Annotated in this window: 10 protein-coding genes and 1 tRNA gene; all 11 read left to right on the top strand. The window is 66.9% G+C overall.

The window, feature by feature from the left end; all coding sequences use genetic code 11:
* The first annotated feature begins 5 nt into the window (after positions 1-5).
* The 11 genes from nuoL (at position 6) to pnp (ending at position 15,248) form a co-directional block, all read left to right on the top strand.
* A complete protein-coding gene (nuoL, locus tag ASD69_RS06755) occupies positions 6-2,150 on the top strand; it encodes an NADH-quinone oxidoreductase subunit L (protein WP_056175404.1) in 2,145 nt (714 codons plus the stop codon).
* A gap of 66 nt (positions 2,151-2,216) precedes the next feature.
* Positions 2,217-3,740 (top strand): NADH-quinone oxidoreductase subunit M, encoded by a 1,524-nt coding sequence (locus tag ASD69_RS06750; protein WP_056175399.1) that lies wholly within the window; start codon positions 2,217-2,219, stop codon positions 3,738-3,740.
* A 3-nt stretch (positions 3,741-3,743) separates the two neighbouring features.
* The gene (gene nuoN / locus ASD69_RS06745; protein ID WP_056175397.1) at positions 3,744-5,189 is read left to right on the top strand and encodes an NADH-quinone oxidoreductase subunit NuoN; all 1,446 of its coding nucleotides are present in this window, start codon (positions 3,744-3,746) and stop codon (positions 5,187-5,189) included.
* A 145-nt stretch (positions 5,190-5,334) separates the two neighbouring features.
* A tRNA-Met gene (locus ASD69_RS06740) sits at positions 5,335-5,411 on the top strand.
* Between the two features lie 247 nt (positions 5,412-5,658).
* Complete coding sequence (locus ASD69_RS06735) at positions 5,659-6,231, top strand: ribosome maturation factor RimP (RefSeq protein ID WP_056176671.1); 573 nt, start codon at positions 5,659-5,661, stop codon at positions 6,229-6,231.
* Between the two features lie 73 nt (positions 6,232-6,304).
* Complete coding sequence (gene nusA / locus ASD69_RS06730; RefSeq protein WP_056175393.1) at positions 6,305-7,792, top strand: transcription termination factor NusA; 1,488 nt, start codon at positions 6,305-6,307, stop codon at positions 7,790-7,792.
* Between the two features lie 220 nt (positions 7,793-8,012).
* Positions 8,013-10,631, top strand: a complete 2,619-nt coding sequence (infB, locus tag ASD69_RS06725; RefSeq protein ID WP_056175389.1) for a translation initiation factor IF-2 — start codon at positions 8,013-8,015, stop codon at positions 10,629-10,631.
* A gap of 5 nt (positions 10,632-10,636) precedes the next feature.
* Positions 10,637-11,008 carry a 30S ribosome-binding factor RbfA gene (gene rbfA, locus ASD69_RS06720; RefSeq protein ID WP_056175386.1) on the top strand — a complete coding sequence of 124 codons (372 nt, stop codon included), beginning with the start codon at positions 10,637-10,639 and terminating at the stop codon, positions 11,006-11,008.
* 222 nt (positions 11,009-11,230) lie between these two features.
* On the top strand, positions 11,231-12,208 hold the full coding sequence (gene truB, locus ASD69_RS06715) for a tRNA pseudouridine(55) synthase TruB (protein ID WP_082576307.1): 978 nt from the start codon (positions 11,231-11,233) through the stop codon (positions 12,206-12,208).
* A gap of 392 nt (positions 12,209-12,600) precedes the next feature.
* The gene (gene rpsO / locus ASD69_RS06710; RefSeq protein WP_055899718.1) at positions 12,601-12,861 is read left to right on the top strand and encodes a 30S ribosomal protein S15; all 261 of its coding nucleotides are present in this window, start codon (positions 12,601-12,603) and stop codon (positions 12,859-12,861) included.
* Between the two features lie 278 nt (positions 12,862-13,139).
* Positions 13,140-15,248: a polyribonucleotide nucleotidyltransferase gene (gene pnp, locus ASD69_RS06705; RefSeq protein ID WP_056175384.1), complete on the top strand. Its 2,109-nt coding sequence runs from the start codon at positions 13,140-13,142 to the stop codon at positions 15,246-15,248.
* Positions 15,249-15,290 lie beyond the last annotated feature (42 nt).

The raw sequence follows: 15,290 nt of genomic DNA, 5'->3' as shown, positions 1-15,290 counted from the left end.
CCGGCATGCAACCCGTCGTACTCTCCAAGTCCGTCCTGCTCGCCATCGTGCTCGCGCCGCTGCTGGGCGCGATCGTCGCCGGCCTGTTCCGGCGCCAGGTCGGCCGCGCCGGTGCGCACACCGTCACCATCCTCGGCGTCGCGGTCAGCTGCGCGCTGTCGTGCTACGTGCTGTGGCAGCTGGTCGCGCAGGCCGCGCTGCCGTTCAACGAAAACCTCTACACCTGGTTCCAGGTCGGCGGGATCGAGGCCAACGTCGGCTTCATGATCGACAAGCTGACCGCGATGATGATGGTGGTGGTCACCTTCGTCTCGCTGCTGGTGCACATCTACACCATCGGCTACATGGCCGAGGACCCGGGTTACCAGCGCTTCTTCAGCTACATCTCGCTGTTCACCTTCTCGATGCTCATGCTGGTGATGAGCAACAACTTCCTGCAGCTGTTCTTCGGCTGGGAAGCGGTGGGTCTGGTGTCGTACCTGCTGATCGGCTTCTGGTTCAAGCGCCCGACCGCGGTGTTCGCCAACCTCAAGGCCTTCCTGGTCAACCGCGTCGGCGACTTCGGCTTCCTGCTGGGTATCGCCGGCGTGCTGTGGGCGACCGGTTCGCTGGACTACGGCGTGGTGTTCGCCAAGGCCGGCGAGATCGCCAACCGCACCATCGGCATCTGGGGCGGCAGCCTTGGCCTGTTCGGCCACAGCTGGCAGGTCACCGCCGCGCCGGTGGTCTGGTCGGCCGCGACCGCGATCTGCATCTGTCTGTTCATCGGCGCCATGGGCAAGTCGGCGCAGGTGCCGCTGCACGTGTGGCTGCCGGACTCGATGGAAGGCCCGACGCCGATCTCGGCGCTGATCCACGCCGCGACGATGGTGACCGCGGGCATCTTCATGGTCGCGCGCATGTCGCCGCTGTTCGAGCTGTCGCACACCGCGCTCAACTTCGTGCTGTTCATCGGCGCCACCACCGCGTTCTGGACCGGCCTGATGGGCATCGTCCAGAACGACATCAAGCGCGTGGTCGCGTACTCGACCCTGTCGCAGCTGGGCTACATGACCGTGGCCCTGGGCGTGTCGGCCTACTCGTCGGCGGTCTACCACCTGATGACCCACGCCTTCTTCAAGGCGCTGCTGTTCCTGGCCGCGGGCTCGGTGATCATCGGCATGCACCACGAGCAGGACATGCGCAAGATGGGCGGCCTGCGCAAGTACATGCCGATCACCTACTGGACCAGCCTGCTGGGCACGCTGGCCCTGGTCGGCACGCCGTTCTTCTCGGGCTTCTACTCGAAGGACACCATCATCGAGGCCGCGCACCACGCCGCCAACGGCGCGCATGCGACCTGGGTGTCTCAGTACGCTTACTACGCGGTGCTGGCGGGCGCCTTCGTGACCGCGTTCTACAGCTTCCGTCTGCTCTACATGACCTTCCACGGCAAGGAGCGTTTCCGCGACGCCCACGCCGACCACGGTCACGATGCGCATCACGATGCGCACGCCCATGACGAGCATGCGCACGACGACCACGGCCACCATGGCGCGCACGAGCCGCACGAGTCGCCGTGGGTGGTGACCCTGCCGCTGATCCTGCTGGCGATTCCGTCGGTGCTGATCGGCTACTTCACCGCCGGTCCGATGCTGTTCGGTACCGACTCGGCGGGTCACTTGCCGCAGCTGCCGTTCTTCCTTGGCGCGATCGATCTGGAGCCAGCGCGCGACACCATCGCGCTGGTCGGTGCAGAGGCTTGGCACGGTCCGTTGAAGTTCGCGCTGCACGGCTTCACCGCGCCCGCGTTCTGGCTGGCCTTCTCCGGATTCGCCCTGGCCACGGTTATGTACTGGTGGAAGCCGGAGCTGGCCACCAAGGCCCGTGAGGTATTCGCTTGGCCGGTGCGCGTGCTCGAGAACAAGTACGGCTTCGACAAGCTCTGGATCGAAGGCTTCGCCGGCGGCGGTGTGCGCCTGGGCAAGGCCTCGCGCGAGGTCGACAGCCGCGTCATCGACGGCGGCATCGTCGAGGGCAGCGCGCGCGTGGTCGACTTCGTCGCCGGGATCGTGCGCCGCGCGCAATCCGGTTATCTCTATCACTATGCCTTCGCGATGATCCTCGGCCTGATTGCACTGCTGGCCGTGCTGATTCGTTACTGGCGCTAACAGGACAAGGACCGAGACGTGAGCCCCGAGCCCTTGCTGAGCGTGATTTCACTGAGCACGCCCCCCTTGCTGAGCACCTCTTTGCTCTCCGCGATCATCTGGCTGCCCATCCTCGGCGGCCTGGCCACCTTGGCCTTCGGCAACCAGCGCGCCGGTTCCGCGCGCTGGTTCGCGCTGGCCATCGGCCTGGTGACTCTGGTTCTGAGCGTGCTGTTGTTCACCGGCTTCGATCCGACCAACGCCGGCATGCAGTTCATCGAGGACCGGGCCTGGATCCCGGCCTACGACATCCGCTACCACCTCGGCGCGGACGGCATCTCGGTGGCCCTGATCGGCCTGACCACCCTGGTCACCGTGCTGGTGCTGATCAGCGCCTGGGGCTCGGTCGACAAGCGCGTAAGCCAGTACTACGCCGCGTTCCTGGTCCTGGAAGGCCTGATGGTGGGCGTGTTCTCGGCCATGGACGCGATGCTGTTCTACGTGTTCTTCGAGGGCATGCTGATCCCGATGTTCATCATCATCGGCGTCTGGGGCGGCCCGCGCCGCGTCTACGCCGCGGTGAAGTTCTTCCTGTACACGTTCCTCGGCTCGGTCTTCATGCTGATCGGGCTGATCTACCTGTACCTCAAGAGCGGTAGCTGGCAGCTGGCCGACTGGTACCCGCTGTCGCTGACCGCGACCGAGCAGATGTGGTTGTTCTTCGGGTTCCTGATCGCGTTCGCGGTGAAGGTGCCGATGTTCCCGGTCCACACCTGGTTGCCGGACGCGCACGTCGAGGCGCCGACCGCCGGTTCGGTGATCCTGGCCGCGATCATGCTGAAGATCGGCGGCTACGGCTTCCTGCGCTTCACCCTGCCGGTGGTGCCGGACGCGGGGCAGGAGTGGGCCTGGCTGGTGATCGCGCTGAGTCTGATCGCGGTGATCTACGTCGGCCTGGTCGCTCTGGTCCAGGAGGACATGAAGAAGCTGATCGCGTACTCGTCGGTTTCGCACATGGGCTTCGTCACCCTGGGCACCTTCATCTCCTTCGCCCTGGTGCGCGACTACGGCAACGTCGACGCCGCCCGCCTGGGTCTGCAGGGCGCGATGGTGCAGATGATCAGCCACGGCTTCGTGTCGGGCGCGATGTTCACCTGCGTCGGCGTGCTCTACGACCGCATGCACAGCCGCATGATCAAGGACTACGGTGGCGTCGCCAACGTGATGCCCTGGTTCGCGGCGTTCGTGGTGCTGTTCGCGATGGCCAATTCCGGCCTGCCGGGTACCTCCGGTTTCGTCGGCGAGTTCATGGTGATCCTGGCCGCGTTCCAGAAGCACCCGCTGATCGGCTTCGCCGCCGCCACCACCCTCATCATCGGCGCCGCCTACACCCTGTGGCTGGTCAAGCGCACGATCTGGGGCGAGGTCGGCAACGCCCACGTCGCCGAGCTCGAAGACATCAACCCGCGCGAGGCCCTGGTGCTGGGCGTGTTCGCCGCTGGCGTGCTGCTGCTGGGCATCTGGCCCAAGCCGCTCACCGACCTGATGGAACCGGCGATCGCCAACCTGGCGACGCAGATCGCCACCTCCAAGCTGCAGATGGGGCCGTAACACATGAACATGCCTGTACGAGGACTCGCCGACCTGATGCCCTTGCTGCCCGAGCTGGTGGTGATCGTCGGCGCGTTCGCGCTGCTGATGATCGACCTGTTCGTGTCCGAGCGGCATCGCATCGTCAGCCACGCCTTCGCGATCGCGGTGTTGATCGTCGCGACCGCGCTGGTCGCCTTCGGCGTGGGCGGGCAGGGCACGGTGCTCAGTGGCATGTTCGTGCGCGACACCACCGCCGACGTGCTCAAGCTCGCGATCGGCGTGGTCAGCGTGCTGTCGATGCTCTACACCTGGTCCTACCTGCGCGAGCGCGAGCTCTACAAGGGCGAGGTCGCGGTGCTGATGCTGTTCGCCACCGCCGGCATGATGCTGCTGGTCTCGGCCGGCAGCCTGGTGATGGTCTACCTGGGCCTGGAAATGCTGGCGCTGTGCTCGTACGCGCTGGTCGCGATCGACCGCGACAGCCCGTTGGCCTCGGAAGCGGCGATCAAGTACTTCGTGCTGGGCGCGCTGGCCTCGGGCCTGCTGCTGTACGGCCTGTCGCTGATCTACGGCGCCACCGGCTCGCTGGACCTGGGCCAGATCGGCGCCAGCGCCTACGGCAACCCCTCGTCGCTGATGCTGATCACCGGCGTGGTGTTCGTGGTCGCCGGTATCGCCTTCAAGTTCGGCGCCGCGCCGTTCCACATGTGGCTGCCGGACGTCTATCAGGGCGCGCCGACCCCGATCACGCTGTTCATCGGCTCGGCGCCCAAGCTGGCCGCGTTCGGCATGACCTACCGTCTGCTCGAGGTGGGCGCCGGCCCGCTCGACGACCACTGGCGCCTGGCCCTGGCCTGGCTGGCGGTGATGTCGCTGGCGATCGGCAACCTAAGCGCGCTGGTCCAGACCAACCTCAAGCGCCTGCTGGCTTATTCGACGGTGTCGCACGTGGGCTTCCTGTTCCTGGGCATCGCCGGTGGCGGCGAGCAGGGCATGGCGGCGGCGATGTTCTACGCGATCAGCTACTCGCTGATGTCGGCCGCGGCCTTCGGCGCGATCGTGGTGCTCTCCAGCCGCGGCTTCGAAGCCGACCGGATCGACGACTACAAGGGTCTCAACGCGCGCAGCCCGTGGATGGCCGGTCTGGTCCTGTGCGTGATGGCCTCGCTGGCCGGCCTGCCGCCGTTCCTGGGCTTCTGGGCCAAGCTGGCGGTGCTGCGCGCCGCGCTGCAGGGCGGGATGATGTGGCTGGCGATCGTCGGCATCGTGTTCGCGGTGGTCGGCGCTTTCTACTACCTGCGCGTGATCAAGGCGATGTACTTCGACGAGCCCGACGGCGAGCTGCCGCCGCTGCGCGAGGACCGTCCCTTGAACGTGGTCTTCGGCGTCAATGCCCTGGCGCTGTTGGCGTTGGGCCTGGCCTGGAACCCGATCATGGCCTGGTGTCAGAAGGCTTTCGCGGGCTGAAAAATTAATTCGTGTTCGGCGCTTGAAACCCGGCCGAATGCCTATATGTTGTGTGTCGCGGCAAACCCCAATCACTGGATGTTGAAAATAAAAGTGAATGCGGGCTTGCAGGAAGGTTAGCCGGCCGTTATGATGGTCGGCCTGATGCGGGGTGGAGCAGTCTGGCAGCTCGTCGGGCTCATAACCCGAAGGTCGCAGGTTCAAATCCTGCCCCCGCTACCAGCTTTGGTTCGAAGCCGCCGGTTCAACGGCGGTCGCAAGAAGCCTCTTCACCGGGGCTTTCTTTTCGAACCAGGTCGGGCTTTGTGATGGCGCTCTGCTCGCGCCAACACACCGAAATCCAGTTGTACGGACAAGGGGCCCACCGGGCCCCTTGTTGTTTTTCGCGTTCGGATTTCGCAAACAACGTTCAACCAGCGGTCGATCCCGCAAGCGCCGTCGATCGACCGAAGCCGCAGGAGTCATGCGCGTGTCGGATAAAGCAGTCCAAATCGCCGCGATGCTCGCCCCGACGATTCGTTCGCTGGGCGTGGAGCTGCTCGGCGCCGAATACCTGCCGTCGCCCGGCAGCGCGGTGCTGCGCCTGTACATCGACGTGCCCGCCGACGACGCCAGCGGCGCCGACGGCGAGCCGCGTCTGGTCACCATCGAAGACTGCGAAGCGGTCAGCCGCGAAGTGTCGGCGCAGCTCGATGTCGAAGACCCGATCAGCGGCAACTACACCCTCGAAGTGTCGTCGCCGGGCATCGACCGCCCGCTGTTCGCGCTGGACCATTACGCGCGCTTCGCCGGTCAGACCGCCAAGGTCGGCCTGAAGCTGCCGCACGAAGGCCGGCGCAGGCTGCAGGGCGAGATCGTCGGCGTGGAGGGCACGCAGGTGGTGTTCGCGATCGATGGCGTGCGTTTCAGCGTGCCGTTCTCGAATATCGACAAGGCGCGGCTGGTGCCGGACTGGGCCGCGCTGGGCCTGGCGCCGACCAAGCCGGGCAAGCCCAAGCCGAAAGACGGCAAGAACAAACCGACGAAGCCCAAAGCTTCGTAACGATCGCTATCCAACGAGCATTAACCAACCCTAGAGCCGGCGGCCCGCGAGCCGACCCGTGCGGAGTGACGAGATGAGCAAGGAACTGTTGCTGGTAGTTGACGCAGTCGCCAACGAAAAGGGCGTGCCGCGCGAGGTCATCTTCGAAGCCATCGAGGCCGCGCTGGCGTCCGCCGCCAAGAAGCGCTATCACGACGAGGACGTGCTGGTGCGCGTCTCCATCGATCAGAAGGACGGCAGCTACGAAACGTTCCGCCGCATGGAGGTCGTGGCCGACGACGTGGTGATGGAGTCGCCCGACCGCCAGGTGCGCCTGATGGATGCGGTCGACGAGGTCGAGGGCGTCGAGGTCGGCGACTACATCGAAGAGCAGATCGAGAACCCGGACTTCGGCCGCATCGCCGCCCAGGCCGCCAAGCAGGTCATCGTGCAGCGCGTGCGCGAGGCCGAGCGCGCCCAGGTCGTGGACGCGTGGAAGGATCGCGTCGGCGAGCTGGTCACCGGCATCGTCAAGCGCGTTGAGCGCGGCAACATCTACGTCGACCTGGGCGGCAACGCCGAGGCGATCATTCCGAAGGACAAGGGCATCCCGCGCGACGTGCTGCGCGCCGGCGACCGCGTGCGCGGCTACCTGTTCGACGTGCGCACCGAGCCGCGCGGCCCGCAGCTGTTCATCAGCCGCGCCGCTCCGGAATTCATGATGGAGCTGTTCAAGCTGGAAGTGCCGGAAGTCGGCCAGGGCCTGGTTTCGATCAAGGCCTGCGCGCGCGATCCGGGCGACCGCGCCAAGATCGCCGTGCTCGCGCACGACAACCGCACCGATCCGATCGGCGCCTGCATCGGCATGCGCGGTTCGCGCGTGCAGGCGGTGTCCAACGAGCTCAACGGCGAGCGCGTCGACATCGTGCTGTGGTCGGACAACCCGGCCCAGTTCGTCATCAACGCGATGGCGCCGGCGGAAGTGCAGTCGATCATCGTCGACGAGGAAAAGCATTCGATGGACCTGGCCGTGGCCGAGGACCGTCTGGCCCAGGCGATCGGCAAGGGCGGCCAGAACGTGCGTCTGGCCAGCCGCCTGTCGGGCTGGCAGCTCAACGTCATGACCCAGGACCAGGTCACCGCCAAGTCGGAGGCCGAGCAGAATTCGGCCCGCCAGCTGTTCCAGGACAAGCTGGAGGTCGACGAGGAAATCGCCGGCATCCTGGTCTCGGAAGGCTTCAGCACGGTCGAGGAAATCGCCTACGTGCCGGTCGGCGAGCTGCTGGCGGTCGAAGGCTTCGACGAGGACATCGTCGAGGAACTGCGCGCCCGCGCCCGCGACGCCCTGCTGAACGAGGCCCTGGCCGCCGAGGAAGAGCTCGACGAGCACCAGCCGGCCGAGGATCTGCTGTCGCTGGAAGGCATGGACGACGAGCTCGCCTATGTCCTGGCCGGCCGCGGCGTGGTCACGCGCGACGATCTGGCGGACCTGGCGACCGACGAGCTGACCGATATCGAAGGTATGGACGAAGCCCGCGCTGCGGCCCTGATCATGGAAGCGCGCAAGCACTGGTTCGAGTGAGGATTTAGCTTCAGGTCGGAAGAGGTCCCTGGCGGGCGTCTTCCGGCACCCCGGATCGCGGCTAGCGCCCCGATCCGGCTTCGCTGGACCGGGCATGGGCCCGGTCCGCGGGCAGGCCATCCGGGTCTGCGCGGCGCCGAGGTGTTGGGCGCTGGGCGGGGCTAGAATGGCGCCATCACGCGCGGGATGCGTCCCGCGCCACGAAGGAAACGGACACCGAATGTCGCAGCAAACCACCATCCGCAAGCTGGCCGAACTGGTGAACACGCCGGTCGAGAAGTTGCTGGAGCAGCTGGCCGAGGCCGGCATGAGCTTCAGCGGCCCCGACCAGGTCGTGACCAGCATCGAGAAAGTAAAGCTGCTCGGCTTCCTGAAGCGCTCGCACGGCAAGGTCGACAAGCCCGCCGAAGAGAGCGAAGCGGCGAAGAAGATCACGCTCAACCGCAGCCGCAAGCAGGAACTCACCGTCGGTGGCGGCAAGAACCGCACCACCGTCGACGTGGTCGTGCGCAAGAAGGTCACCCTGGTCAAGCCGAACGAGGCCCAGGGCGACCCGACCGACGAGCGCGCCGAGATCCTGCGCAAGCTCGAAGAGTCCAAGCAGCGCAACCTCGCCGAGCAGCAGAAGCTGGCCGAGGTCGACAAGCGTCGCGCCGAAGCCGCCGATGCCGCCCGCCGCGAAGCCGAAGAGGCTGCGCGCGCCAAGGCCGAGGAAGAGCAGAAGGCCAAGCTCGCCGACGTCAGCGCGGTCGTGCCGGCCGAGGACGACGAAGCGCCGGTGCGCAAGCCGCCGACCACCCACGGCCACGGCCATCCGAAGCCGGCGCCCGCGCGTCCGGAACCGGCCCGCGTGGACGACCGCAACAACCCGCGCCACAAGACCCGCGGCTCGCACGCGATGGTCGCCGGCGTCGAGGACGACGATGCCGCCAACCGCTTCGCCGGTCAGCTGCACCTGAGCGCCTCCGACCGCGCCCGCCGCACCAGCAGCACGCGCGGCAAGTCCAAGCCGCGTCGTCAGGCCGAGCAGAGCCGCTCCGGCGGCGGCGCCCACGGCTTCTCCCGTCCGACCGCGCCGATCGTGCGCGAAGTCGCGATCGGCGAGACCATCACGGTCGCCGACCTGGCCCAGAAGCTCGCCCTCAAGGGCGGCGACGTGGTCAAGGCGCTGTTCAAGATGGGCGTCATGGCGACCATCAATCAGGGCATCGATTACGACACCGCCGCACTGGTGACCGAAGAACTCGGCCACACCGTCGTCCGCACCAACGTCAATGCCGCCGAGGACGCGCTGATCGCGCACGCCGAGGAAGTACAGGGCGACCGCGTCGCGCGTCCGCCGGTGGTCACGATCATGGGTCACGTCGACCATGGCAAGACCTCGCTGCTGGACTACATCCGCCGCACCAAGGTCGCCTCGGGCGAAGCCGGCGGCATCACCCAGCACATCGGCGCGTACCACGTCGAAACCGCTCGCGGCGTGATCAGCTTCCTCGACACGCCCGGCCACTCGGCCTTCACCTCGATGCGCGCGCGCGGCGCCAAGCTGACCGACATCGTCGTGTTGGTGGTGGCCGCCGACGACGGCGTCATGCCGCAGACCAAGGAAGCCGTGCAGCATGCGCGGGCGGCCGGCGTGCCGCTGATCGTGGCGATCAACAAGATCGACAAGTCCGGCGCGGATCCGCTGCGGGTCAAGAACGAACTGCTGACCGAGCAGGTGGTCGCCGAAGAGTTCGGCGGCGACACCCAGATGGTCGAGCTGTCGGCCAAGACCGGCGACGGCGTCGACGATCTGCTCGACGCGATCTCGCTGCAGGCCGAAGTGCTGGAACTGCTCGCGGTGCCGGTCGGTCGCGCCACCGGTACGGTTATCGAATCCTCGCTCGACAAGGGCCGTGGCCCGGTCGCCACCGTGCTGGTCCAACAGGGTCAGCTCAAGAAGGGCGACTACCTGGTCTGCGGCGTGCAGTACGGCCGCGTGCGCGCGCTGTTCGACGAGAACGGCAAGCAGGTCGAGTTCGCCGGTCCGTCGATTCCGGTGCAGGTGCTGGGCTTGTCGGGCGTGCCCGACGCCGGCGACGATTTCGTGGTGGTCGAGGACGAGCGCCTGGCCAAGGACGTCGCCCAGCAGCGCGACACCAAGCGCCGCGAATCGCGCCTGGTCGCCGCCGCCGGCAACCGCATGGAAGACATCATGGCCCAGATGGGCAAGGGCGAGGGCCAGCTGAGCCTCAACCTGGTCATCAAGGCCGACGTGCAGGGTTCGGTCGAGGCGCTGCGCCAGTCGCTGATGGCGCTGTCCAACGATCAGATCCGCATCAACGTGATCAGCTCCGGCGTGGGCGGCATCACCGAGTCCGACGCCAACGCCGCGGCCACCGCCAAGGCCACCGTGATCGGCTTCAACGTCCGTGCCGACGCCTCCGCGCGCCGCATCATCGAGGGCAACGGCGTCGACCTGCGTTACTTCTCGATCATCTACGACGTGATCGACCAGGTGAAGCAGGTGGCTTCGGGCATCCTCGGCGTCGAGATCCGCGAAGAGATCATCGGCATCGCCGAAGTGCGCGACGTGTTCCGCAGCTCCAAGTTCGGCGCGGTCGCCGGCTGCATGGTGGTCGAGGGCGTGGTCAAGCGCTCCAAGCCGATCCGTGTGCTGCGCGATAACGCCGTGGTCTTCGAGGGCGAGCTGGAATCCCTGCGCCGCTTCAAGGAGAACGTCGACGAAGTGCGTAACGGCACCGAGTGCGGCATCGGCGTGAAGGCGTACAACGACGTCAAGCCGGGCGACCAGATCGAGTGCTTCGAGCGTATCGAAGTGCAGCGCACGCTGTAATCGAAATGGCGCAGAAGACGTTCTATCGCAGCGATCGCGTTTCCGCCCAGCTCCGTCGCGAGCTGGGCCGGATCGTCCACGAGGCCGTGCGCGAGCACGCCCTGCCGTCGGTCAGCGTGTCCGATGTCGAGGTCACGCGCGACCTGGCTCACGCCAAGGTGTTCGTGACCGCTCTGCAGGCCGAGCGCTCCAAGGAAGCGGTCAAGGCGCTGAAGCTGCTTTCGCCGCAGCTGCGTTTCCAGCTCGGCAAGGCGATGAAGCTGCGGCATGTGCCGGAGCTGCATTTCCACTACGACGACTCGGTCGATCGCGGCGAACGCATCGACAACCTGCTGCGCGATCTGCCGCCGCAGGAGCCGGAGTCCGGACAGGACTGAGTTCCTCTCGAACGACCTCGCGCCGCGCCCGCTTCCCGCGGGAGCGGCGTGAGCCGCGATCGGTGCTCAATCGGTTACCCACTGGCTATGCGGTCGCGGATTCGCGATCGCGGCTCACGCCGCTCCCACAGCGGGGCGGTAGGCGATCCCTCCCCATTCCGTCGCGCCCCAGTACCCGCCAGCCGGGCTGGTGCCGGCCGCCATCGCTCCTACAATGCCCGCATGAGCAAGAAGCCTCGCACCGTGTTCCGGGCCCTAGACGGGCTGCTGCTGCTCGACAAGCCGCCGGGCCTGAGCTCGAACCAGGCCCTGCAGCAGGTGCGCCATCTGTTCCGCGCCGACAAGGGCGGCCACACCGGCAGCCTGGATCCGCTCGCGACCGGCTTGCTGCCGTTGTGCTTCGGCGAAGCCACCAAGATCGCCGGCCTGCTGCTGGGCGCGCGCAAGGCCTACGAAACCGAAGCCGTGTTGGGCGCGGTCACCGACACCGACGACGCCGACGGCGCGATTCTGCTCGAGCGGCCGGTGCCGGAACTGGACGAGGCCACGATCGAAGCGGCGCTGTCGCCTCTGCGCGGCGAGATCCGCCAGCGCGCGCCGATCTATTCCGCGCTCAAACAGGGCGGCGAACCGCTGTACGCCAAGGCCCGCCGTGGCGAAGCCATCGAGGCCCCCGAACGCGACGTCAGCGTGCATGCGCTGCGCGTGATCGAGCGCGACGGCGCGCGCCTGCGCCTGCACGTCGAATGCGGTTCCGGCACCTACGTGCGCAGCCTGGTCCGCGACCTCGGCGAAACCCTGGGCTGCGGCGCGCACGTGGCCGCGCTGCGCCGGCTCTGGGTCGAACCCTTCGCCCAGCCGCGCATGATCACCCTGGACGAGTTGCGCGCCCTGGCCGAACAGGGCGAGGCCGCGCTGGACGCCTGCCTGCTGCCGATCGAGGCCGGCCTGGCCGGGTTCGAGCGCGTGCAGCTGGACGCACAGGCCCAGCGCCGGATCGGCTATGGCCAGTCGGTGGACTGCGCCGAAGGCGAGCCGGCCTTGGTCGCGGTGTTCGGCGAGGACGGCCGCTGCCTGGGCCTGGGCCAGCGTGACGATCGGCAGCGTCTGCAGCCGCAGCGTTTGTTCCGCTGGGCGGTCTTGAGCGGCAGCCCGGGCGCGGCCGCCGCCACGGAGCCGCCGGCCGATACCGGCGGCTGAACCGGCGATTCGTTTCGTTGGACCGGGCAGGGCGACGCGTGACGGGCCCGCAATGCCTGGACGGAGCAGGTCGCTGGGCCCGGCACTCAGGCGCCAGAGCGCCTCGCTGAAGCTGAATGCGGCAGCGCGGCGCGAGCTGGATTGCCGCCAGGCGGCCGCTGCTGGCCCCGATCGGCGCGCACATGGGGCCCGCGCTCATCGCGGACTCGGTCCCAACTCATTCGCATTCGCCGCCGCGGGCTGGTACAATTCCGCCGCTTTTCAAGCACTTCGCTAGTACTCGCGCTTGAACGGCATCCCTATCCAATAGCAAACGGCGAGCCAGGCGGTGCGTCGGAGCGGCAAGGCCGCGACCGATTCGCTTCTGCAGGCCACGCATCGAAGAGAACATCATGTCCATCGACACCAGCAAAGTCATCGAAGATAACAAGCGCGGCGCCAACGACACCGGTTCGCCGGAAGTCCAGGTCGCCCTGCTCACCGCTCGCATCGAGCAGCTCACCGGTCACTTCAAGCTGCACAAGCAAGACCACCACAGCCGGCGCGGCCTGCTGCAGATGGTCAACCGCCGCCGCAGCCTGCTCGACTACCTGAAGCGCAAAGACAACGAGCGTTACAAGGCCCTGATCGAAAAGCTCGGTCTGCGCCGCTAACCGATACCGACCGCGGCGCAGCGATGCGCCGCGGTTTCTTTTGCGGGACCGGAATCTTCGGAACCGCGCCCCGCGGCGATGCAGGATGCAGCGCCAGCCGATCGGCCCAGGACCGCTCCGGTCCAGTCCGCTTCGGCCCAGGTCCGGCAGTCCGGACCGCGTGACCGGCCAGGGCGGACGCTCCGGCCAGGGTGCACACCAAACCGCAGGCCGTTACGGCGGCCGACCGGGTGAGGCAAGGGCCTCGACCGGAACGTATCGAACCGAAGGAACCCAACGTGGCAAAAATTACCAAGACCTTCCAGTACGGCAACCATCAGGTGACCCTGGAGACCGGCGAAATCGCCCGTCAGGCCGGCGGCGCCGTCATCGTCAAGATGGAGGACACCGTGCTGCTGGTGACCGCCGTCGCCGCCAAGAGCGCGCGCGAGGGCCAGGACTTCTTCCCGCTCACCGTGGATTACCAGGAGAAGTTCTACGCCGGCGGTCGCATCCCGGGCGGCTTCTTCAAGCGCGAAGGCCGTGCGACCGAGAAGGAGACGCTGATCTCGCGTCTGATCGACCGTCCGATCCGTCCGCTGTTCCCGGAGGACTACCGTAACGAAGTCCAGATCATCGCCACGGTCATGTCGATGAATCCGGAAATCGACGGCGACATCCCGGCCCTGATCGGTGCCTCGGCCGCGCTCGCGCTGGCCGGCACCCCGTTCCAGGGTCCGATCGGCGCCGCCAAGGTCGGTTACAAGAACGGTCAGTACCTGCTCAACCCGACCGCTTCCGAGCTGGCCGAGTCCGAGCTCGAGCTCGTCGTCGCCGGCACCTCCAACGCGGTGCTGATGGTCGAATCCGAAGCCAAGATGTTGTCCGAGGACGTCATGCTGGGCGCGGTGATGTTCGGTCATCGCGAGATGCAGAAGGTCATCAACGTCATCAACGAGCTCGTCGTCGAAGCCGGCACCAAGCCGTCCTCGTGGGAAGCTCCGGTGAAGAACGACGCCCTGATCGGCGCGCTCAAGGAAGCCGTGGGCGACCAGCTCGCTTCCGCGTTCCAGGTCCGCGACAAGCTGCAGCGCCGCGACGCCATCGGCGCGATCAAGAAGGACGTGATGCAGCGTCTGGCCGGCCGCGCCGAAGCCGACGGCTGGAGCAGCTCGGAACTGTCGAAGGAATTCGGCGAGCTCGAGTACCAGACCATGCGCAACTCGGTGCTCAGCACCAAGGTCCGCATCGACGGCCGCGCCCTCGACACCGTGCGTCCGATCGCCTCGCGCGTCGGCGTGCTGCCGCGTACCCACGGCTCCTCGCTGTTCACCCGCGGCGAAACCCAGGCCATCGTGGTCGCCACCCTGGGCACCGCGCGCGACGGTCAGATCATCGACGCCGTTTCCGGTGAGTACAAGGAACACTTCCTGTTCCATTACAACTTCCCGCCTTACTCGGTCGGTGAAGCCGGCCGCATGATGGGCCCGAAGCGCCGCGAAATCGGCCACGGCCGCCTGGCCAAGCGCGGCGTGCTCGCCGTGATGCCGACCATGGAAGAGTTCCCGTACACGATTCGCATCGTGTCGGAAATCACCGAGTCGAACGGCTCGTCCTCGATGGCCTCGGTCTGCGGCAGCTCGCTGGCGCTGATGGATGCCGGCGTGCCGATCAAGGCGCCGGTCGCGGGCATCGCGATGGGCCTGGTCAAGGAAGGCGACAACTTCGTCGTCCTGTCCGACATCCTGGGCGACGAGGATCACCTCGGCGACATGGACTTCAAGGTGGCCGGTACCAGCGAAGGCATCTCGGCCCTGCAGATGGACATCAAGATCCAGGGCATCACCGAAGAGATCATGCAGGTCGCGCTGGGCCAGGCCAAGGCCGGTCGTCTGCACATCCTGGGCGAGATGGCCAACGCCATCACGACCTCGCGTTCGGAGCTGTCCGAGTACGCGCCGCGTCTGCTGACCATGAAGATCCACCCGGACAAGATCCGCGAAGTGATCGGCAAGGGCGGCTCGACCATCCAGGCGATCACCAAGGAAACCGGCACCCAGATCGACATCCAGGACGACGGCACCATCGTCATCGCTTCGGTCAACGCCGCCGCCGCGCAAGCCGCCAAGGCGCGCATCGACCAGATCGTGTCCGACGTCGAGCCGGGCCGCATCTACGAAGGCAAGGTCGCCAAGATCATGGACTTCGGCGCCTTCGTGACGATCCTGCCGGGCAAGGACGGTCTGGTCCACGTGTCGCAGATCTCCAACGAGCGCGTCGAGAAGGTCAGCGACAAGCTCAAGGAAGGCGACGTGGTCAAGGTCAAGGTGCTGGAAGTCGACAAGCAGGGCCGCATCCGCCTGTCGATGAAGGCCGTCGAGGAAGGCGAGGGCGTCGTGGCCGAGTAATCGCCGCGCACCATGCTGGACTAGAGAAAAGCGGGCTACGGC

Source organism: Lysobacter sp. Root604 (assembly GCF_001427505.1).
Lineage (GTDB): Bacteria > Pseudomonadota > Gammaproteobacteria > Xanthomonadales > Xanthomonadaceae > Lysobacter.
This window is presented reverse-complemented; position numbering and strand designations above follow the sequence as displayed.

Coding starts and splice junctions, on each gene's coding strand:
- nuoL (WP_056175404.1), top strand. CDS start 6: ATGCAACCCGTCGTACTCTCCAAGTCCGTCCTGCTCGCCATCGTGCTC.
- nuoN (WP_056175397.1), top strand. CDS start 3,744: ATGAACATGCCTGTACGAGGACTCGCCGACCTGATGCCCTTGCTGCCC.
- nusA (WP_056175393.1), top strand. CDS start 6,305: ATGAGCAAGGAACTGTTGCTGGTAGTTGACGCAGTCGCCAACGAAAAG.
- infB (WP_056175389.1), top strand. CDS start 8,013: ATGTCGCAGCAAACCACCATCCGCAAGCTGGCCGAACTGGTGAACACG.
- rbfA (WP_056175386.1), top strand. CDS start 10,637: ATGGCGCAGAAGACGTTCTATCGCAGCGATCGCGTTTCCGCCCAGCTC.
- truB (WP_082576307.1), top strand. CDS start 11,231: ATGAGCAAGAAGCCTCGCACCGTGTTCCGGGCCCTAGACGGGCTGCTG.
- rpsO (WP_055899718.1), top strand. CDS start 12,601: ATGTCCATCGACACCAGCAAAGTCATCGAAGATAACAAGCGCGGCGCC.